Raw genomic sequence first — 20,209 nt, 5'->3', positions numbered from 1 at the left:
GGCAACGCGCCACGCTGAGCGGCTCCCTTCAGGGTGCCCGAAGCGGGGCGCCGCCGCCCGCCGCCCCCACAGCGCGGCGCACCATGTCCCAGTGGATCGTTTCCACATCGGCCCGCGTCAGGCGACCGTCGTCCCGGAACCAGGTGGTCACGCCGGTCAGCATCGAGATCAGTCCCATCGTAGCCAACCGCAGGTCCGCCACGTCAAAGACGCCGTCGGCCACGCCGGCGCGCAGGATATTTTCCAACTGCGCCTCGTAGCTGCCGCGCAGCTTTTCGATCACTGCGAAATTCTCGGGCGTCAGGTTGCGAAGCTCCATATAGGCGATGAAAACAAGGTCAGGACGGTCAAGGTGGAAGCGAATGTGGTGGCGCGAGAAATCCTCCAACTCGGCCAAGGGACCACCGCCGGGCGGGCTCCAATCGGCCAGAAGCTCTTCCATATGGCCGCGCATCAGCTCGAACAAAAGCGCCTGCTTGTCAGGGGTATAAAGGTAGAGAGCCCCGGCCTGCACCCCCACCTCCCGCGCGATCTGGCGCATGGAGACGGCGGCAAACCCGTGCTGCGCGAATAGCCGCAATGCGACCGCGCGGACCTTGGGGCCAGTGGTGACGGAGTGACTGCCTTGGGTACGTGCCATGGCCAATGATTATCTGAACGTACGTTCAATTCAAGCGCCTTGGGGGCGACTGGCAATTCAAGCGCCTTGGGGGCGATCGGCAATTCAAGCGCCTTGGGGGCGATGGACACAGGCGCGGCGCCACCGCAAACCGCATCTGGACTTGCCCCCATGCGATCCGCTACCTGTTATCTATGCGATCTTCTGCCCTCCTATTGTGTCTTTTCACCGCTGCATGCGGCCCCGGTATGCCGGATCTGGACGCAGAGCTCAGCGCCGAGGCGCGCGCCGCTGATTACCCAAGCCTTGTCGCCCTTGGCCCCTTGCTGGCCTCGGCCGACGCGCCCCTGACGCGGAGCGCCGAGGTTGAGGGCAACAGCCTGGAGGCCCGCGCTGCCGATCTGCGCCGCCGCGCCGCTTGGCTCAGGGCAATGTCTCTTTAAACGGTCACAGGTGCAGCACTTCGTTGCAGCCTTGCCGCGAAGTCGCTACACCCGGCGCGACTGTTCAAGATGCGCCCGGAGGCCCCTATGACCGACACTCTCAGACTTGGTATCGCAGGGCTCGGCACTGTCGGCATTGGCGTGGTGAAAATCGTGCAGCGCCAAGCGGCGTTGCTGGAAGCGCGGACTGGCAAAGAGATTGTCATTTCAGCCGTCTCCGCCCGCTCCCGCGATAAGGATCGCGGCGCAAACCTGTCGGCCTACGCGTGGGAAGATGACCCGGTGGCCTTGGCCAAACGCGACGATGTGGACGTGTTCCTAGAGCTGATGGGCGGCGACGATGGCCCGGCCAAGCTGGCAACCGAAGCGGCGCTGGCGGCTGGCAAGGACGTGGTTTCCGCCAACAAGGCGCTGTTGGCCCACCACGGACAGGCGCTGGCCGAACTGGCCGAAGAAAAGGGCGCGGCCCTGCGGTATGAGGCCGCTGTCGCGGGCGGCATTCCGGTGATCAAGGCCTTGACGGAAGGGCTTGCAGGCAACCGGATCACCCGTGTCATGGGGGTGATGAACGGCACCTGCAACTACATCCTGACCCGCATGGATGAGGCGGGTCTGTCCTACCAAGAGGCCTTTGATGAGGCCGATGGCTTGGGCTATCTGGAAGCTGACCCGAACCTCGACGTGGGCGGCATCGACGCGGGCCATAAACTCGCCCTGCTGTCGTCGATCGCCTTCGGCACACGCGTGGCCTTTGACGATATGCGCTTGGAAGGCATCGGTGCGGTCTCCATTGATGACATCCGCCGTGCGGGTGATTTGGGATATAAAATCAAACTCTTGGGCGTGGCCCAGATGACGGGGCGCGGGCTGGAACAGCGCATGACGCCCTGCCTTGTGCCCGCGACCTCGCCGCTGGGGCAGCTTGTAGGCGGCACCAATATGGTGGTGATCGAGGGCGACGCGGTGGAGCAGATCGTGCTGCGCGGCCCCGGCGCAGGCGAAGGCCCCACGGCGAGCGCTGTGGTCGGTGACATATGCGATATCGCCCGTGGATTGCGCTTGCCGATCTTTGGGCAACCGGCCGCCAGCTTGAAGACCGCGCAGCCTGCGAACTCCGAAAGCCCCGCCCGGTTCTACCTGCGCATGGAACTGGTCGATAAGCCCGGCGCCTTGGCGAAGGTGGCGACGGCGTTGGGGGAGAATGGCATCTCCATCGACCGGATGCGCCAATACGATCACGACGGCGCCAACGCGCCGGTCCTGATCGTGACCCACAAAAGCGCCCGCCCTGACCTGGACGCCGCCCTGGCCGCCCTGCCCACAACGGGCGTGCTTGCCGATACGCCTGTGGCGCTTCGGATCGAAGACGTCTGAGTTACCGCGCCGGCCGCGCTTCCCATGGTTAACCGCATCCTCGGGCCCTTGCTGATCCTCGATCATGTCGCCCAGGGCCGGATGCAACTGGCGGCTGTTTTCGTGGCCCCTCCGGGGCAGCCCGTCCCTCCGGTCCGGGTGGCGGGCACTGACGTGCCCGCGCAGCCGCTTCTCGCCTACGGCTCGGCGCAGCTGTGGCGGGCGCGCTTCGCGGTGCCCGCTGATGCGCCTTCATTTTACGAATGGAACGGGACGCGGTTTGATCTGGCTTCCGATCTGGGAGGCGATCTGCGGCTGGCCTTTGCCTCTTGCAATGGCGAGGAACACGGCGACATGGACCGCGACGAAGGTGAGCGGAACGTGATGTGGGCCAAGTTGGCACAAGAACACCGCCGCACACCCTTTGCCCTGCTGTTGCACGGGGGCGACCAGATCTATGCCGACGAAGCGACCCAAGGCCACCCGATGTCCGAGGGCTGGCCCGACACGATCCCCAGCGACCCCCTCCCCCACGATATCGACGACCTGCGCGACCATCTGCGCGAACGGTTCATGGAACGCTATACCGCGCAACTGGCGCAAGCGGATTATGCTTGGCTGGTAGCCCGCGTGCCGTCGCTGGCGCAATGGGATGACCATGATATTTGCGACGGATGGGGGTCTTTGCCGCGGTCGCGGACGTATTCTCCGGTGGGGCAGACCTTGTTTGAGGTCGCGAAAGAGGCCGCATTGGCGTTCCAGCATGGCACGATAGCGGGCGATCTGCCGCCGCGATTTGCGGACCCGGAAGGGTATCACCTCAATTGGACCATCGAGGCGCCGGGGCTAAGGCTTATGGGGCCCGACCTGCGATCCGAGCGGACGCGTCGGCAGGTGATGGACACGGGCGGGTGGGCCGATGTGGGGGCGCAGGCCGAGACCGCGTTTGCGGGGCGCACGTTCGTCGTCTCCACGGTGCCGCTGTTGGGCCCGCGCCTGTCGATCCTGGAGGCGCTGATGGTCGTGACCCCTAAGATGCAGAAGTACGAAGACGATCTGCGCGACCAGTGGCAAAGCCGAGCGCACCGCGATAGCTGGCGGCGGATGCTGCGGGCGATGATGCAGATACAGGAACGCGACGGGCAGGATGTGACGATCCTTTCCGGCGAAATCCACCTTGCGACACGGGCCACAATGGCGGTGGGCAGGGGCCAAGTGCTGAACCAACTGGTGGCCTCGGGCATCACGCACCGCCCGCCGCCCCGACTGTGGGCTCGCACCCTTGGGGCCCTGTCGCGCGTGGGCGAAACGCCCCTTCCCGGCCACCGCATCCGCATCCGACGCATCCCCGGCCAGAAGCTGCGCTATGTGGCGGACCGCAATATGTTGGTGCTGGAACGGCGTGGCGCTGACTGGACGGCGATCTGGCATTTTGAAAAGAGTGGTCCCCCTGCTGCGCTGCCGATCTGACGGGCTGGTGCGGCGCTTGTTCATTTCCGTTAGCGCCCCCAGCCTTGTAGCCCCCCCCCCTGCCCGCTAATGCAGAGATATCGTTTCATTCTCTCTTAGGGACCGCGCCCAATGCCCAAAACTGATTTCAACGACCGTATGCTTTCTTTGGGCCTTGCCCGTGTGTCAGAGGCGGCGGCGATTGCCTCGGCGCTTTGGATCGGGCGTGGCGACGAAAAGGCCGCAGACCAAGCCGCCGTGAACGCGATGCGCGAACAGCTCAACAGGTTAGACATCAAAGGCGTCGTCGTCATCGGTGAGGGCGAGCGGGACGAGGCCCCCATGCTGTTCATCGGCGAGGAAGTCGGCAGCGGCACCGGCCCCGACGTGGACATCGCGCTGGACCCGCTGGAAGGCACGACGCTAACCGCGAAAGACATGCCAAACGCCCTGACGGTGATCGCCATGGGGCCGCGCGGCTCCATGCTGCACGCGCCTGATGTATATATGGAAAAGCTGGCCATCGGGCCGGGTTACCCTGAAAACATCGTATCGCTGGACCAAACCCCGGCCGAGCGGGTGCGCCTTCTCGCGGCCGCCAAACAATGCACAACGGCGGATATCACCGTCTGCGTCCTGGACCGCCCGCGCCACGAAGACATGATCGCAGAGTTGCGTGATACTGGCGCCGCGATCCGCCTGATTACCGACGGCGATGTGGCCGGTGTGATCCATTGCGCCGAGGCCGAGGAGACCGGCATCGACATGTATATGGGCCTTGGTGGCGCGCCTGAGGGCGTCTTGGCCGCCGCCGCGCTGAAGTGCATGGGCGGGCAGATGTGGGGCCGTCTTGTGTTCCGCAATGACGATGAAAAGGGCCGCGCGGCGAAAGCGGGGATCACGGATCTGAACCGGATCTATTCGCGCGATGACATGGTTACCGAGGACGTGATTTTCGCGGCCACGGGCGTCACCGATGGCTCCATCCTTTCGGGCATCAAGCGCGAGCCGGGGCATCTGACGACTGAAACGATCCTGATGCGCTCCAAAACCGGCTCTGTCCGGCGGATGAGCTACCGCAATCCGCGTAGCTGAAACATGGCCTCTGCGCTGATTCTGATCGACATCCAGCGGGGCTTTGACAGCCCCGTCTGGGGGGCGCGTAACAACCCCGAGGCCGAAGATAACGCCGCCCGCCTGCTGGCCGCGTGGCGCAAGGCCTCGGTCCCGATCTGCCACGTGCGCCACCTGAGCACGACGCCGGGAAGCCCTCTGGTGGGCCAAGGGGCGGAATTCATGGCGAAAGTTGCGCCCGAGCGCGACGAACCGGTGTTTGAGAAATCCGTTAACTCTGCCTTCATCGGGACCGACCTGGAACAGCACCTGACCCATTCCTCCATCGGGGATGTGGTGATTTGCGGGCTGACCACGCCCCATTGCGTTTCAACCACGACGCGCATGGCCGCCAATCTTGGGTTTGGCGTGCGGCTGGCCCATGACGCCTGCGCATCCTTCGCGGGCAATTCCGATACCGGATGGGCCGAGGGTATGGCCGCGCTGTCGCCGCAGGTGATCCACGACACCGCGATCAGCCACTTGCACGGCGAATTTGCCCGTGCGATGACCACGGACGCCATTTTATTGGAAGGTCCATGAGCAGCTTTCTGGGTGTAGAGACTTCCCTGACGGGACGCCGGTGGGTTGGCCCCTCGGACGAAACCGAACGGCTGACCCAAACGCTGATCCAACGGGCCGATATAGAGCCTGCCGTGGCCGCGATTCTGGCCCGGCGCGGCGTGCAACCCGATGAGGTCACAAGTTTCCTCGCCCCTGCCCTGCGCGATCTGCTGCCCGATCCGATGAGCCTGAAGGATATGGAGCCCGCCGCCGAAAGGCTGGTGGCCGCCGCCCAGAACAATGAGCGCATTGCGATTTTCGCCGATTACGACGTGGACGGCGGGTCTTCCGCCGCCCTGCTGATCTGGTGGCTGCGTGCCTTGGGGCGGCAGGCAACGCTGTACATCCCCGACCGGATTGATGAGGGCTACGGCCCCAATGATGAGGCCATGGCCGCGCTGGCCCGTGACCATGATCTGATTATCTGCGTCGATTGCGGGACGCTGTCCCACGGGCCGATTGCGGCTGCCAAGGGCGCGGATGTGATGGTTCTGGACCACCATCTGGCCACCGCAGAGCTGCCCGATTGCGTTGCCGTGGTGAACCCCAACAGGCAGGACGAGGATGGGGCCAGCGGGCACCTGTGCGCAGCGGGCGTGGTCTTTCTGGTGCTGGTGGATGCCAACCGCCGGATGCGGGCGGCGGGGGTGCAAGGCCCTGATCTTATGGGGCTTCTGGACCTCGTGGCTCTGGCGACCGTGGCTGATGTCGCCCCGCTGATCGGGGTGAACCGGGCGCTTGTGGTGCAGGGCCTGAAGGTGATGGCGCGGCGGCAACGCCCTGGTCTTGTGGCGCTGGCCGATGTGGGGCGGCTGGACCGTGCGCCGACGTCGTACCACCTGGGCTTCGTGCTTGGCCCCCGCGTAAACGCAGGTGGGCGCATCGGCGCGGCGGACTTGGGCGCGCGGTGCCTGTCCACCGATAGCATGGCCGAAGCCGAGAAGATCGCGGCGCAGCTCGATAGCCTCAACACGGACCGGCGTGAGATTGAACAACGGGTGCGCGAAGCGGCGCTGGCGCAGGCCGAGGCCCGCGGCCTGGAAGCACCGCTGGTATGGGCCGCCGAGGATGGCTGGCACCCCGGCGTCGTGGGCATCGTCGCCAGCCGCCTGAAAGACCACACCCGGCGGCCAGCGATCGTGATCGGCTTTGACGGCGACGATGGCAAAGGCTCGGGCCGTTCTGTCGCGGGGGTGGACCTTGGCGCGTCGATCCAGAAGCTCGCCGCCGAGGGGCTGATCCAGAAGGGCGGCGGTCACAAGATGGCCGCGGGCCTCTCACTGAGTCGCGCTCAGCTGGAACCGGCGATGGAGCGGCTGACAGAATTGCTCGCCAAACAGGGCGCAGGCACCGGCGGGCCCGGTGATCTGCGACTAGATGGCACGTTAATGCCTTCGGCCGCGACGCCCGAGTTGATCGAAAAAATCGAAGCCGCAGGCCCCTATGGCGCCGGCGCTCCGGCCCCGCGATTCGCCCTGCCCGCCCTGCGTATCCGCCACACACGCCCGGTCGGAGAGAGCCATCTGAAGTTGACCCTGACCGACGGCGGCCCTGTAACCCTTGACGCAATCTGCTTTGATGCGGTGCGTTCCGGCCTTGATGAATTGCAAGCCCACCAAGGCCGCGCGGTCCATGTGGCGGGCCGCGTAGAGCTAAATCATTGGCAGGGTCGGACCCGTGTTCAGCTGCGTCTGGACGACGCTGCATGGGCGCCGGAATGAAGGTTCCTCAAAATACCTAAAGAATCCTCTTGAACCCCCGGCGCGCATTTTCTAAAGACGCGCTACCGCCAAGCGTGGCCCGTTCGTCTATCGGTTAGGACGCCAGGTTTTCAACCTGGAAAGAGGGGTTCGATTCCCCTACGGGCTGCCATGGCGGTGTTTTTCTTCCCGAACAGATCAACACCCACCATGGCCGCCTGCGCTTAAAGCGCTGACACCTCTTTTGCATCTGTGACATAGGCAAAGCCGTTGCCGGGCAGCGTCAGGGTTGTGCCGTCCAAGCTGGCCGCAAAGGGGCCGGACAGCTGCGCTGAGTCGCCCACGTGCAACGTCACCGGCTCGGGCGAGAGGTTGAACAGGCAGGTCAGCACCTGCGCCCCCACGCGCCGGAAGCCGAGGATCGGCTCGGGCAGGTTCAGGAACTCGGTCGTGCCGTGGCTGAGCGCGTCGCTGGATTTGCGGAACGCGATGGTGTCCTTGTAGAAGGCCAACACGCTGCCCTCTCCCTGCTGATCGACGGCCCGCGCGGCCTGAGGCGCTTTTACCGGCAACCAAGGTTGCCCGGTCGAGAAACCCGCGTTGGGCGCGTCCGCTTCCCATACCATTGGAGTCCGGCAGCCATCGCGGCCTTTGACACCGGGCCAGTAGCGGATGGCGGGCGGGTCGGTCAGCTCGTGGAATTCCATTTCGGTTTCCAGCTGGCCCAATTCCTCGCCCTGGTAGATGCCAATCGTGCCCTCAAACGCCATCAACATGGCGCAGGCAAAGCGGGCCATGGCATCGTCACTGGTGGCATACTCCGCCCAACGGGTAACATGGCGCGGCACATCGTGGTTGGATAAGGACCAATAGGGATGCCCATCGGGCGCGCCCTGCTGGAAGCCCTCGATGCAGTTGCGGAAGTGTTCAGCGGTAAAATCAGGGCCGAGCATGGCAAAGCTGTAAGCCATATGCAGGCGGTCGCGGCCTTTGGTATATTCGCCCATGATCTCGATCGAGCGGTGGCCCATCTCGCCCACTTCGCCCACCATCATGATATCTTCATATTGGTCCGTCAGGGCACGTAGACGTTCCAGGAAGGCGACGTTCTCAGGCCGGGTCTTGTTATAGATGTTGTCCTGCATCCCGTAGAGGTCGGTCGCCATGACCTGAGGTTTCGCCTGTGCGGGCGGGTTGGAGCGGAGCTTGGCGTCGTGAACGTAGTAGTTGACCGTATCGAGCCGGAAGCCATCAAGCCCGCGATCCAGCCAGAACTTGGCCGTCGCAAGGATCGCATCTTGCACATCCGGGTTGTGGAAGTTCAGATCGGGCTGCGAGGCAAGGAAGTTGTGCAGGTAATACTGCCCCCGCTGCGGGTCGAATTCCCAAGCGGGCCCGCCGAAATGGCTGTGCCAGTTGGTGGGCGGGGCGCCATCGGGCAACGGATCGGCCCAAACGTACCAATCTGCCTTATCGTTGGTGCGGTCCTTGCGAGAGGCTTTGAACCAATCGTGCTGGTCTGAAGTATGGGACAAGACTTGGTCCGTGATGACCTTCAGGCCAAGGCTGTGGGCGACGTCGATCAGCCGGTCAAAGTCTTCAAGCGTGCCGAAAAGCGGGTCAACGGCCAGATAATCGGACACGTCATAGCCCATATCCGCCTGCGGGCTTTGAAAAATCGGCGACTGCCAAATGCAGTCAGCGCCAAGCTCTGCCACATGGGGCAAGCGCCGCGTAATGCCCGCCAGATCGCCAATGCCGTTGCCGGTACCATCCTGATAAGACCGCGGATAGATTTGATAAATTACCGCGTCGCGCCACCATTCGGCCATCGGCTTCCCCCTTGATTTTAAATTTATGCTGGCATGAAATCCATTGTCAGACCAAGCTGTGGTTGTTGCTATTGCCCCTCATGCGACCGCTTAAGTCGCTTGCAATTGGCAAAAGGCAATGACAGAGCAGGGATGTTAGCGCTACCATAAAGGAGTGCCGAAACCGCAGACAGGGTAGAAACCGTGGCGAAAAAGACATCCCCACCCGCAAAGCCAAGCAAGGCCGCCCGAGCGACCAAGGTCGATCGCACGCCGGCAGACAAGACAACGCCGCCAGCGGGCCAGATGATTTCCGACTTCGACGCATACCTTTTGGGCGAAGGCACGCACCGACAGTTGTGGCGGGTTCTGGGGGCTCATGTCGGCCCCAAGGGCACGCATTTCGCCGTTTGGGCGCCCAACGCACGTGCCGTTTCGGTGATTGGGGATTTCAACGATTGGGACCCGTCCCGTGCCCCCATGGCCCAAGGCAAGGCGAATGGCGTTTGGGAAGTCGTGGTCGAGGGCGCGGGCAACGGTTCGCTTTACAAGTTCCATGTGATCGATGCTCATGGCGCAACCCGCCTGAAGGCGGACCCGGTGGGATTCGGGGCGCAACATCCGCCCGAGCAAGCCTCGGTCGTGCGTGACATTGACGGCTATGGCTGGCGCGATGGCGAATGGATGAAGACCCGCGCCGATGCCGCGGACCGCCATGCGCCCGTGTCGATCTACGAGGTTCACCTTGGGTCCTGGCGGCGCAAGTATGACGATGGCGGCAGGCCCCTGTCGTACAAAGAGCTAGCCGAAGATCTGGTCAACTACGTCAAATACATGGGCTTCACCCATATCGAGCTGATGCCGGTGTCGGAGTTTCCCTTCGATGGGTCTTGGGGCTATCAGCCCGTGGGCCTTTACGCGCCCACCATCCGTTTCGGCCCGCCCCACGAGTTCCGTGACTTCGTGGATGCTGCGCACGCGGCGGGTTTGGGCGTGTTGCTCGATTGGGTGCCGGGACATTTCCCCACCGATGAACACGGGCTGGCGACCTTCGACGGCACTCATCTGTACGAGCACGCCGATCCGAAAGAGGGGTTCCACCAGGATTGGAACACGCTGATCTACAACTATGGCCGCACCGAAGTGCGTAACTTCCTAGTCTCTAACGCCCTGTATTGGATGGAGGAATACCATCTGGACGGGCTGCGTGTGGATGCCGTGGCCTCCATGCTCTACCGCGATTATTCCCGTGAGGAAGGCCAATGGGTGCCCAACCATGAGGGCGGGCGAGAGAACTTTGAAGCCATCGCCTTTCTGCAAGAGATGAACGTCGCCGTTTACGGTGCCGATGCCAGCGTGATGACAGTGGCCGAGGAAAGCACCTCGTTTCCCGGTGTGTCGCAACCCGTGCATACGGGGGGGCTGGGGTTCGGCTACAAATGGAACATGGGGTGGATGAACGACACGCTGTCGTACATGGAGATGGACCCGATCTATCGCCAACATCACCACGATGAAATGACCCGCCCGATCATGTGGCAATTCACCGAGAATTTCATCCTGCCAATCAGCCATGACGAAGTGGTGCACGGCAAAGGCTCGATGCTGGAAAAGATGCCCGGCTCCGAGTGGGAGAAGTTCGCTAATCTGCGCGCCTACTACGGCTATATGTGGATGCATCCGGGCAAGAAACTGATGTTCATGGGGTGCGAATTTGCGCAGCCCGAAGAATGGAGCCACGATGGCGACCTGAACTGGGATGCCGCCAGCCAACCGGCCCACGGCGGCGTGCAGACGCTGGTGCGCGACCTCAATAAACTCTACCGCGAGACCCCTGCCCTGCATGTGGGGGACTGTGTGCCGGAAGGCTTTTCCTGGATATCCAACGACCCGTCGCAATCGACTCTTGGGTTTGTGCGCTACGGCAACAAGGGCGACGCGCCCGTTGTGGTAATGTGCAACTTCACCCCGATTGAACGGTTGGACTTTCGTATCGGCGTGCCAAGCGACGGCGTGTGGGAGGAAGTGCTCAACACCGACGCCGAGATCTACGGCGGCGGCAATCGCGGCAATCTGGGTGCTGTGACGGCGCAAGCCACGCCCTGCGACGGACACGGGCAGTCTGTCACGCTGACGCTGCCGCCGCTATCAACGGTCGTCTTGCGGCTCAAAAGCTAACTGAAAGGTTCGGGGAGGAACTTTGATGGAAACTAAACGACTGACACAGCGCTCTATGGTGTTTGTACTGGCAGGAGGCCGAGGGAGCCGCCTGAAAGAGTTAACGGACCGCCGCGTGAAACCTGCCGTGCCCTTTGGCGGCAAGGCGCGGATCATCGACTTCGCCCTGTCCAACGCGCTTAACTCCGGCATTCGGAAGATGGCGATTGCCACCCAATACAAGGCCCACAGCCTGATCCGGCACCTGCAACGGGGTTGGAACTTCTTCCGGGCAGAGCGGAACGAATTCCTCGACATTCTGCCCGCCTCGCAACGCACCGGCACCGACGCCTGGTATGCGGGCACGGCGGATGCGGTCACGCAGAACATTGATATCGTTGACGATTACGACGTCGATTATGTCATCATCCTTGCGGGCGATCACATCTACAAAATGGATTACGAGATCATGCTGCGCGAGCATGTGGAAAACGGTGCCGACGTCACCGTGGGCTGCCTGACGGTCCCGCGCGAGGAAGCCTCGGCCTTTGGCGTGATGGCAACGGATGACACGGGGCGCATCACCTCGTTCCTTGAAAAACCCGCCGATCCCCCGGCGATGCCCGATGATCCGGACAGCTCTTTGGCCTCTATGGGGATTTACGTCTTCAAGTGGTCTTTCCTGCGCAACCTGCTGGAAGTCGACGCGCTGGACCCCAACTCGACCCACGACTTCGGCCACGATCTGATCCCCGAGATCGTCAAAAACGGCAAAGCCATGTCGCACCGCTACGACCGGAGCTGTGTTCGCGCCGAGGGCGCGCCGGTTTACTGGAAAGATGTCGGCACCGTCGATGCCTTCTGGGAGGCCCATATCGACCTGACCAACTTCACCCCCGATCTGGATTTGTGGGACAAGAACTGGCCGATCTGGACCTATTCCGAAAGCGTGCCGCCGGCAAAATTCATCCACGACGAGCGCGACAGACGCGGCGTGGCGATTTCGTCCATGGTGGCGGGGGGCTGCATCATCTCGGGCACCGAGGTGCGCAATTCCTGCCTGTTCACCAACGTCCACACCAACTCTTACGCCGTGCTCGACCATGCGGTTGTCTTGCCCAACGTGGTGGTGGAACGCTCTGCCCGGCTGCGCCACGTGGTAATTGATACAGGCGTCACGATCCCCGAGGGCCTTGTGGTGGGCGAAGATCGGGCCGAGGACGCCAAGTGGTTCCGGGTGACGGACCGCGGCATTACGCTGATTACGCAAGAAATGCTCGATAAACGGGCGGAAGCCTTGGAAACAGCATAGTGACACGGGTTCTGTCAGTCGCATCGGAATGCGCGCCGCTGGTGAAAACCGGCGGCCTCGCCGATGTTGTGGGGGCTTTGCCCGGCGCAATGGCGGGCTTGGGGGATGAACTGCGCACGTTGATCCCCGGCTACTCCGCCGTGCCAACCGGCGGCAAAGTCGTGGCGCGCCTGGCCGACCTTTTCGGCGGCCCCGCCACGATCGAGGCATTGACCCATGCAGGCTTGGATCTGTTGATCCTGCGGGCCGACCACCTGTTTGACCGCAATGGCGGGCTTTACGTGGACGCTTTCGGCGCCGACTGGCCCGACAACCCGCAACGTTTCGCGGCACTGTCCTATGCTGCTGCCCATATCGCGGCGGAAGGCCTGGGCGATTGGACGCCTGACGTAGTCCACGGCCACGATTGGCAAGCCGGGTTCGTGCCGGAATATCTGTCCGCGATGGGCTGTGATACGCCCTTCGTGCTGACGGTTCACAACGTGGCTTTCCATGGCAACACCGGGGCCGAGGCGCTCGAAACACTGCGCCTTGATCCGGCCCGTTTCCATGCCCATCACTATGAATTCTGGGGTCAAATCTCTGCCCTCAAGGCCGGGCTGATGGGGGCGGCGCAGATCACCACCGTGTCCCAGACCTACGCAGAAGAGCTGATGACACCGCATTTCGGCATGGGCATGGACGGCGTCTTGCGCCACCGTCGCCGCGATCTGACCGGTATCGTGAACGGCATTGATACCGATGTCTGGAACCCCGCCACGGACCCGCTGATTTCTCCCTACACGACCCTGAAGGGCAAAGCTGCCAACAAGGCCGCGTTGCAGGCCGAGTTCGAGCTTCCCAAAGCGCCGGGGCCGCTGTGTGTGCTGGTATCGCGGCTGACGGATCAAAAGGGCATCGACCTGCTTTTGGACGCGTTGCATGTGGTGTTGGAGCGGGGCGGTCAGGTGGCTGTGCTCGGCTCGGGCGACCCTTCGCTGGAGGTGGCTTTGCTGGAAAGGGCCGACAAAGAACCCAATCTGGCGGTGAAAATCGGCTATGATGAAGCCCTGTCCCACCGGATGATGGCGGGGGGCGATAGTATTCTTGTGCCGTCGCGCTTTGAACCCTGCGGGCTGACGCAACTTTACGGGCTGCGCTATGGCACCCTGCCCCTTGTGGCTTTGACGGGGGGGCTTGCCGACACGGTCATTAACGCCTCTCCCGCCGCTTTGGCGCGTAACGTGGCCACGGGCATTCAATTCTCGCCGATCACCGCCGAGGCGCTGGCCAATGCCTTCGGCCGACTCTGCGACCTCTATGCAGACCGCAAGGTCTGGACGGCGATGCAACGTAACGCCATGAAGCAGCCTGTTGGCTGGGACACTTCGGCCGCCGCTTATCACGCGCTTTATGAGGCCACCGCAGGCAATGCTTGAAAATTACGCGATCGAGGCAGGTTCCCCTAACCCTTTGGGGGCAACCTTCGACGGCAACGGCGTGAACTTCGCCGTCTTCTCTCGTCATGGGACGCAGGTGATGTTGTGCCTGTTCAATGACGCTGGTCAGGAAACCCACCTGATCGCCCTGCCCGAGCGTACCGGCCATGTCTGGCACGGCTATATCCCCGGTATGGGGCCGGGCCAGCAATACGGCTACCGCGTTCACGGCCCCTATGCGCCCAAGGACGGCCATCGCTTCAACCCCTACAAACTGGTCATGGACCCCTATGCCAAGCGCCTGACGGGGCAACCGGTCTGGAATGATGCGCTTTATGGCTATGTCCATGGCGAGGATGATCTGACCTTCGACACCCGCGATAGCGCACCTTACATGCCGCGCTCGATCGTAACCGATCCGACGTTTAGCTGGGGCGCGGATGCATCCCCGCGGGTTCCGATGGATGAAACCGTGTTCTACGAGGCCCACGTCAAAGGTCTGACCGCGACCCACCCCGGCGTGGAACGGCCCGGCACCTATAGCGGCATGGCTTCGCCCGCGATGCTGGACCACCTGACCGATCTGGGTGTGACCTCGGTGGAGCTCTTGCCGATCCAAGCCTTCGTGGATGACCGTTTTCTGGTCGAAAAGAACCTTCGGAACTACTGGGGCTACATGACCTACGGTTTCTTCGCCCCGGAACCGCGCTACATGTCCAACGGGTCAATTGCCGAATTCCAGCAGATGGTGGCCCGCTACCATTCCGCCGGGATCGAGGTGATCCTGGACGTGGTCTACAACCACACCGCTGAAGGGTCCGAGTTCGGCCCCACCCTGTCGTTTCGTGGCCTCGACAACGCCTGCTACTACCGATTGACCGAAGACAAGCGCTACTACGTGAATGACGCGGGCTGCGGGAACTCGTTGAATTTTGACAATCCGTTCACTCTGCGCATGGTCATGGACTCCCTTCGTTATTGGGTTGAGGTCATGCATGTGGATGGCTTCCGGTTCGATTTGTGCAGTTCCCTTGGCCGCACCGTCGGCGTGTTCGAACGCGACGGGCCGTTTTTCCGCGCCGTCCGCCAAGACCCGGTCCTGAACCGGGTGAAGCTGATCGCAGAGCCGTGGGATCTGGGGCCGGACGGCTACCAACTGGGCGCGTACCAAGCGCCATTTGGCGAATGGAACGACAAATTCCGCGATGACACGCGCCAGTTCTGGCGGGGCGACGGGGGCATGGTGTCGGCCATGGCGGCGCGGCTAGCGGGCTCTTCCATGTTCTTTGACCACGATGGGCGTGCACCCACGGCATCGGTCAACTTCATCACCGCCCATGACGGTTTCACCCTGCGCGATCTGGTCAGCTACAAAGAGAAGCATAACGAGGCCAACGGCGAGGAGAACCGCGACGGGCATTCCAACAACCACTCCGATAATTTCGGGGTCGAAGGCGATACCGACAACGGCGACATCATCGCCGCGCGTATTCGGCGCCGTCGAAACCTGATCGCCACGCTGATGCTGTCCCAAGGCACGCCGTTACTCCTGGCGGGTGATGAGATTGGCAATACTCAAGGCGGCAACAATAATACGTACTGCCAAGACAGCGAGATCGGCTGGGTCGATTGGGAAGGACGCGACGACGGGTTTCTTGCCTTTTGCAAGGCCGCGATTGCGTTTCGCAAGGCCCACCCCGTGTTGCGTCAACGGCGGTTTCTGCACTCCAAGTCCCGCTACATCGACGGTGCACCGGACTTGTTCTGGCGGCGCACGGACGGCAGCGCCATGCGGCAAGAGGATTGGGATAATCCCGACCTCAAGACCATCGTCGTCGAGATGCGCATGGCCTCTGGCACCCCCGCCTATACCGCACGGGGTCCTGCATTGCTTGTGGTGCTGAATGTGGGCGACGCGACCCAGATCACCCATCCGCCGATGCACGACGGACAGGTCTGGATGCGCTGTTTTGACACCGCCCAGGATGCCCCATCGGTGCACAACACCGAGACTCACATCGACGCCAATAGCGTCGTCGTGTTCGAGCTCCACCCCCATTCGGAAGGATCTATCCATGCAGCATGACACCGTCGCCACTCAGCCCATCGCGGGCCAGAAACCCGGCACCAGTGGTCTGCGCAAAAAGACCCGCGTGTTTATGGAGCCCCATTTCCTCGAGAACTACGTGCAGTCGATCATCGACGGCATTGGCGGCGTTTCGGGCAAGAACCTGGTCGTGGGCGGCGACGGGCGATACTTCAACGACCGGGCCATTCAGGTGATCTTGCGCATGTTGGCCGCCAACGGCGCTGCGGGGGCGATTGTGGGCCAGGGCGGTGTTCTATCGACGCCTGCGGCATCCCACCTGATCCGTAAACGGGGCACGGCGGGGGGCTTTATCCTGTCGGCCAGCCATAACCCCGGCGGGATTGATGCGGACTTTGGCCTTAAGTTCAACGGCGCCAATGGCGGCCCCGCATCAGAGGCCGTGAACGCCAAGATCGTGGAGGCAACAACCAAGATCAGCGCCTACCACATTACCACGGCTGACGACGTGGACCTTAACACCATCGGCCAGACAGCCTTGGGCGAGATGTCCGTCGAGATTGTCGACCCGGTCACCGACTACGCGGCGTTGATGGACAGCCTGTTTGATTTCGACAAGATCCGAGCGCTCTTTGCGTCGGGCTTTCGGATGCGGTTTGACGCGATGCACGCCGTGACCGGGCCATACGCAACGGCGATTTTGGAAGATACTCTGGGCGCGGCGAAGGGCACCGTGATTAACGGCACCCCCTCGCCCGACTTTGGCGGCGGCCACCCGGACCCCAACCCCGTTTGGGCCAAGACCCTGATGGATGAGATGTACGGCGACAATGCGCCCGATTTCGGCGCCGCGTCCGATGGGGACGGCGACCGCAACATGGTGGTCGGCCCACACCAATACGTCACGCCCTCCGATAGCCTCGCGGTTCTGGCCGCCCACGCCCATCGCGCCCCGGCCTACGCCAAGGGTCTGGCGGGCGTCGCTCGGTCCATGCCAACATCAGGCGCGGTGGACCGGGTGGCAGCGGCCCAGGGGATCGAAAGCTACGAGACACCCACCGGCTGGAAGTTCTTCGGCAACCTTCTGGACGCAGGCCGTGTGACCCTATGCGGAGAGGAAAGCGCCGGCACCGGATCGGACCATGTCCGTGAGAAAGACGGCCTATGGGCGGTTTTGTTGTGGCTCAACATCCTTGCGCAAAGCGGCCAATCCGTCGCTCAGATCATGGAGGCGCTCTGGCGCGATTACGGGCGCTGCTACTACACGCGTTACGATTTCGAGGATATCGAAACTGCCAAGGCCGAAGCCGTCATGGATGGGCTGCGGGCGCAGCTTTCAAACCTTCCGGGCCGTGAGGTTGCGGGGCTGACGGTGAACTTTGCCGATGAATTCGCCTATGACGATCCGGTTGACGGTGCCCGCACCGAAGCCCAAGGCATCCGCATCGGCTTTGAAGGTGGCGCGCGGGCCGTGTTCCGCCTGTCGGGGACCGGCACCGTGGGGGCCACGATCCGCGTCTATCTGGAGCGTCTGGAGACCGCCCCCGATGCCCTGTCGCTATCGCCGCAAGACGCGCTGGCCCCGGTCGTTAGCGCCGCTTTAACGCTTTCCGATCTACATAATCTGACCGGGCGCGATGCGCCCAATGTAATTACCTAAGGGCGCGGCCCAAAAGCGGTGCCTTTGTCTGTTAACCTCCGCGAAAACGTGGCAAGTCGTCCCTGATATCGACAAAGGGACGGCCCAATGAACGCTATGTCAGACCTCTCCTCCGATGGGATGCGCGCGCGCATCGCACAACATCTGACGTTTACGATCGGCAAGGATAAAGCCCACGCCAGCCTGTATGACTGGCGAATGGCTGTCAGCTACACGGTCCGCGACCTGATAGTGGAGCCTTGGTTCGCCGCCACGCGCCGCACCTACGAGGCACAGGGAAAGCGCGTTTACTACCTGTCGATGGAGTTTCTGATTGGCCGCATCCTGGAAGATGCGATGATTAACCTTGGCCTTCACGAACAGATCGACAGCGTCTTGGCAGAGGATGGCATCTCGCTCGCTGAAGTGGTGGAGGATGAACCCGACGCCGCCCTTGGCAATGGCGGCTTGGGCCGTCTGGCCGCGTGTTTCCTGGAATCCATGTCCACCATCGGCTGCCCCGCGTTCGGCTATGGCATCCGCTACGAACACGGGCTTTTCCGGCAACGGTTTGAGGGCGGGCGACAGGTGGAAACCCCTGAAGATTGGCTAAACCAACCCCACCCTTGGGAGTTCGAGCGCCCCGAAGCCGCCTACACCATCCCCTTCAAGGGCACGGTCTGGGATGGCGTCTGGACGCCTGCGGAAACCGTTTTGGCCCGCGCCTATGATACGCCCGTAGTGGGCTGGCAGGGCAAATGGGCCAACACCCTGCGCCTTTGGGGGGCGCATCCGACCGAGCTTTTTGACCTCGACCGGTTCAATTCCGGCGACCACACCGCCGCCGCCCACCCCGAGGCTTTGGCCCGAACCTTGTCCCGTGTCCTCTACCCCGAAGATGCCACCGACGGTGGCAAAGAGCTGCGATTGAAGCAGGAATTCTTCCTTGTCTCCGCCGCTTTGCAAGATCTGTTGCGCCGGTTCCTCAGCGAATATGACGACCTTAACCTGCTGCCCGAAAAGGTGGCCATCCAGATGAACGATACCCACCCCGCCTTGGCGGGGCCTGAAATGATCCGGCTCCTTATGGTGGATCACGGGCTGGAATGGGACGCTGCCAAACGCATCGCCCAGGGCTGCCTCAACTACACCAACCACACCCTTCTGCCCGAGGCTTTGGAGGCTTGGTCAACCTGGCTCATGGGCCGCGTCCTGCCCCACCACATGCAGATAATCGAGCGCATTGATGCCGAGCATCGCGTGGCAACAGGCTGTCCCGATCACCTTGGGATTGTGCATCAAGATCAAGTGCATATGGGCACTTTGGCCTTTGTCATGGCGTCCCATGTAAACGGCGTTTCCGCGCTGCATTCGGACCTGATGAAGCTGACGGTCTTCGCAGAACTCGACGCCGCCTACCCTGCGCGTATCCTAAACCAGACAAACGGCGTGACGCCGCGCCGCTGGATGCGCCTGTCCAACCCTGCCCTGAGCAGTCTGATTACTGACGTTATTGGTGACGGTTGGGAGGCGGACCTTGGCCGTTTGGGCGAACTTTCAGCCTTTGAGAACGACACCGATGTCATCGCACGTCTGCAAGCCGCCAAACGCGCCAACAAGGTGGCGCTGTCCGACTGGGTGGCCGCCAATGTTGGGGTGACCCTGAACCCCGACGCCATGTTCGATGTGCAGATCAAGCGCATTCACGAATACAAGCGCCAGCTTCTCAATGTGTTTGAGACGATCCATCGCTGGAACGCGATCCGTAACAATCCAGACGCAGATTGGACGCCACGGGTCAAAATCTTCGGCGGCAAAGCAGCACCCGGCTATTGGGTCGCCAAAGATATTATTCGCCTTATCAATGATGTAGCCGCCGTTGTTAACAGCGATCCGCTGATGCGGGATCGGCTGAAGGTGGTCTATCCGGCCAACTACAACGTCTCGATGGCGCAACGCCTGATCCCGGCCGCTGACCTGTCGGAGCAGATTTCAACGGCGGGTAAAGAGGCGTCGGGCACGGGCAACATGAAGTTCACCATGAACGGGGCGTTGACGATTGGCACGCTGGACGGGGCCAATGTTGAAATCCGCGAACGTGTTGGGGGCCAGAATTTCTTTCTGTTCGGCATGGACGCCGACGCTGTGCAGGCGCGCTACGGTGTGGCCGACCACGGGCGCAAGGCGATTTTGGCAAGCCCGATGCTGGCCGAGGTCTTGCAGATCATCGCCGACGGCCGCTTCTCTGCTGAGGAACCCAAACGATATCATGGCCTTATCGACGCGACCTGGAACCACGATCCGTTCCTGGTGGCCTCAGACTTTGATGCCTACGTCGCCGCGCAGGCCGATGTGGATGCGGCTTACAAAGACCAAGCCCACTGGCATCGCCTCGCCCTTCGCAATATCGCAGGCTCGGGCCATTTCTCGTCCGACCGAACGATCCGAGGCTATATGGCAGAGGTTTGGGGGGCGAAAAGCCTGCTGTAGAGGCATCCACTTCGGGAACACGGCGCTTTGGCGTCGTCAAAGGGCATGGCGCAATATTGTGCGGAGTGGTTTATTGCTCTGCAACGCCAACCAG

The 20,209-nt window shown here is 62.4% G+C and carries 14 protein-coding genes and 1 tRNA gene; 13 read left to right on the top strand and 2 right to left on the bottom strand.

Features of this window, described 5'->3' with window-relative positions; translation table 11 throughout:
- Positions 1-28: 28 nt before the first annotated feature.
- On the bottom strand, positions 29-640 hold the full coding sequence (locus tag AADW23_RS09885; protein WP_341860775.1) for a TetR/AcrR family transcriptional regulator: 612 nt from the start codon (positions 638-640) through the stop codon (positions 29-31).
- Between the two features lie 227 nt (positions 641-867).
- Between AADW23_RS09885 and AADW23_RS09880 the strand changes: the two genes are divergently transcribed.
- The 7 genes from AADW23_RS09880 (at position 868) to AADW23_RS09850 (ending at position 7,413) form a co-directional block, all read left to right on the top strand.
- Positions 868-1,062, top strand: coding sequence for a hypothetical protein (locus AADW23_RS09880; RefSeq protein ID WP_341860774.1), 195 nt, complete (start codon positions 868-870; stop codon positions 1,060-1,062).
- An 87-nt stretch (positions 1,063-1,149) separates the two neighbouring features.
- The gene (locus AADW23_RS09875; RefSeq protein ID WP_341860773.1) at positions 1,150-2,436 is read left to right on the top strand and encodes a homoserine dehydrogenase; all 1,287 of its coding nucleotides are present in this window, start codon (positions 1,150-1,152) and stop codon (positions 2,434-2,436) included.
- Positions 2,437-2,460: 24 nt separating this feature from the next.
- Positions 2,461-3,885: an alkaline phosphatase D family protein gene (locus tag AADW23_RS09870; protein ID WP_341860772.1), complete on the top strand. Its 1,425-nt coding sequence runs from the start codon at positions 2,461-2,463 to the stop codon at positions 3,883-3,885.
- A gap of 111 nt (positions 3,886-3,996) precedes the next feature.
- Complete coding sequence (gene glpX, locus AADW23_RS09865; protein ID WP_341860771.1) at positions 3,997-4,959, top strand: class II fructose-bisphosphatase; 963 nt, start codon at positions 3,997-3,999, stop codon at positions 4,957-4,959.
- A 3-nt stretch (positions 4,960-4,962) separates the two neighbouring features.
- Positions 4,963-5,520 (top strand): cysteine hydrolase family protein, encoded by a 558-nt coding sequence (locus AADW23_RS09860; protein WP_341860770.1) that lies wholly within the window; start codon positions 4,963-4,965, stop codon positions 5,518-5,520.
- On the top strand, positions 5,517-7,262 hold the full coding sequence (gene recJ, locus AADW23_RS09855; RefSeq protein WP_341860769.1) for a single-stranded-DNA-specific exonuclease RecJ: 1,746 nt from the start codon (positions 5,517-5,519) through the stop codon (positions 7,260-7,262). The genes AADW23_RS09860 and recJ overlap by 4 nt, the downstream gene beginning before the upstream one ends.
- Before the next feature lie 76 nt (positions 7,263-7,338).
- Positions 7,339-7,413: transfer RNA gene (locus AADW23_RS09850), tRNA-Glu, on the top strand.
- A gap of 52 nt (positions 7,414-7,465) precedes the next feature.
- Here AADW23_RS09850 and AADW23_RS09845 read toward each other — a convergent pair.
- Positions 7,466-9,073 carry an alpha-glucosidase gene (locus AADW23_RS09845; protein WP_341860768.1) on the bottom strand — a complete coding sequence of 536 codons (1,608 nt, stop codon included), beginning with the start codon at positions 9,071-9,073 and terminating at the stop codon, positions 7,466-7,468.
- 285 nt (positions 9,074-9,358) lie between these two features.
- Here AADW23_RS09845 and glgB point away from each other — a divergent pair, with 285 nt between their 5' ends.
- The 6 genes from glgB (at position 9,359) to AADW23_RS09815 (ending at position 20,115) form a co-directional block, all read left to right on the top strand.
- Positions 9,359-11,230: a 1,4-alpha-glucan branching protein GlgB gene (glgB, locus tag AADW23_RS09840; protein ID WP_341864314.1), complete on the top strand. Its 1,872-nt coding sequence runs from the start codon at positions 9,359-9,361 to the stop codon at positions 11,228-11,230.
- A 25-nt stretch (positions 11,231-11,255) separates the two neighbouring features.
- Positions 11,256-12,521: a glucose-1-phosphate adenylyltransferase gene (gene glgC / locus AADW23_RS09835; protein ID WP_341860767.1), complete on the top strand. Its 1,266-nt coding sequence runs from the start codon at positions 11,256-11,258 to the stop codon at positions 12,519-12,521.
- Positions 12,521-13,939, top strand: a complete 1,419-nt coding sequence (glgA, locus tag AADW23_RS09830) for a glycogen synthase GlgA (RefSeq protein WP_341860766.1) — start codon at positions 12,521-12,523, stop codon at positions 13,937-13,939. Before glgC ends, glgA begins: the two co-directional genes overlap by 1 nt.
- Positions 13,932-16,025, top strand: a complete 2,094-nt coding sequence (gene glgX / locus AADW23_RS09825) for a glycogen debranching protein GlgX (protein WP_341860765.1) — start codon at positions 13,932-13,934, stop codon at positions 16,023-16,025. The genes glgA and glgX overlap by 8 nt, the downstream gene beginning before the upstream one ends.
- On the top strand, positions 16,015-17,646 hold the full coding sequence (locus AADW23_RS09820) for an alpha-D-glucose phosphate-specific phosphoglucomutase (RefSeq protein ID WP_341860764.1): 1,632 nt from the start codon (positions 16,015-16,017) through the stop codon (positions 17,644-17,646). The genes glgX and AADW23_RS09820 overlap by 11 nt, the downstream gene beginning before the upstream one ends.
- An 87-nt stretch (positions 17,647-17,733) precedes the next feature.
- Complete coding sequence (locus tag AADW23_RS09815; RefSeq protein WP_341860763.1) at positions 17,734-20,115, top strand: glycogen/starch/alpha-glucan phosphorylase; 2,382 nt, start codon at positions 17,734-17,736, stop codon at positions 20,113-20,115.
- Positions 20,116-20,209: the final 94 nt, after the last annotated feature.

The sequence above is a fragment of the Gymnodinialimonas sp. 57CJ19 genome (genome assembly GCF_038396845.1).
Classification (GTDB): Bacteria; Pseudomonadota; Alphaproteobacteria; order Rhodobacterales; family Rhodobacteraceae; genus Gymnodinialimonas.
The sequence above is the reverse complement of the archived record's forward strand: the minus strand, read 5'-3'. Positions and strand labels throughout refer to the sequence as shown.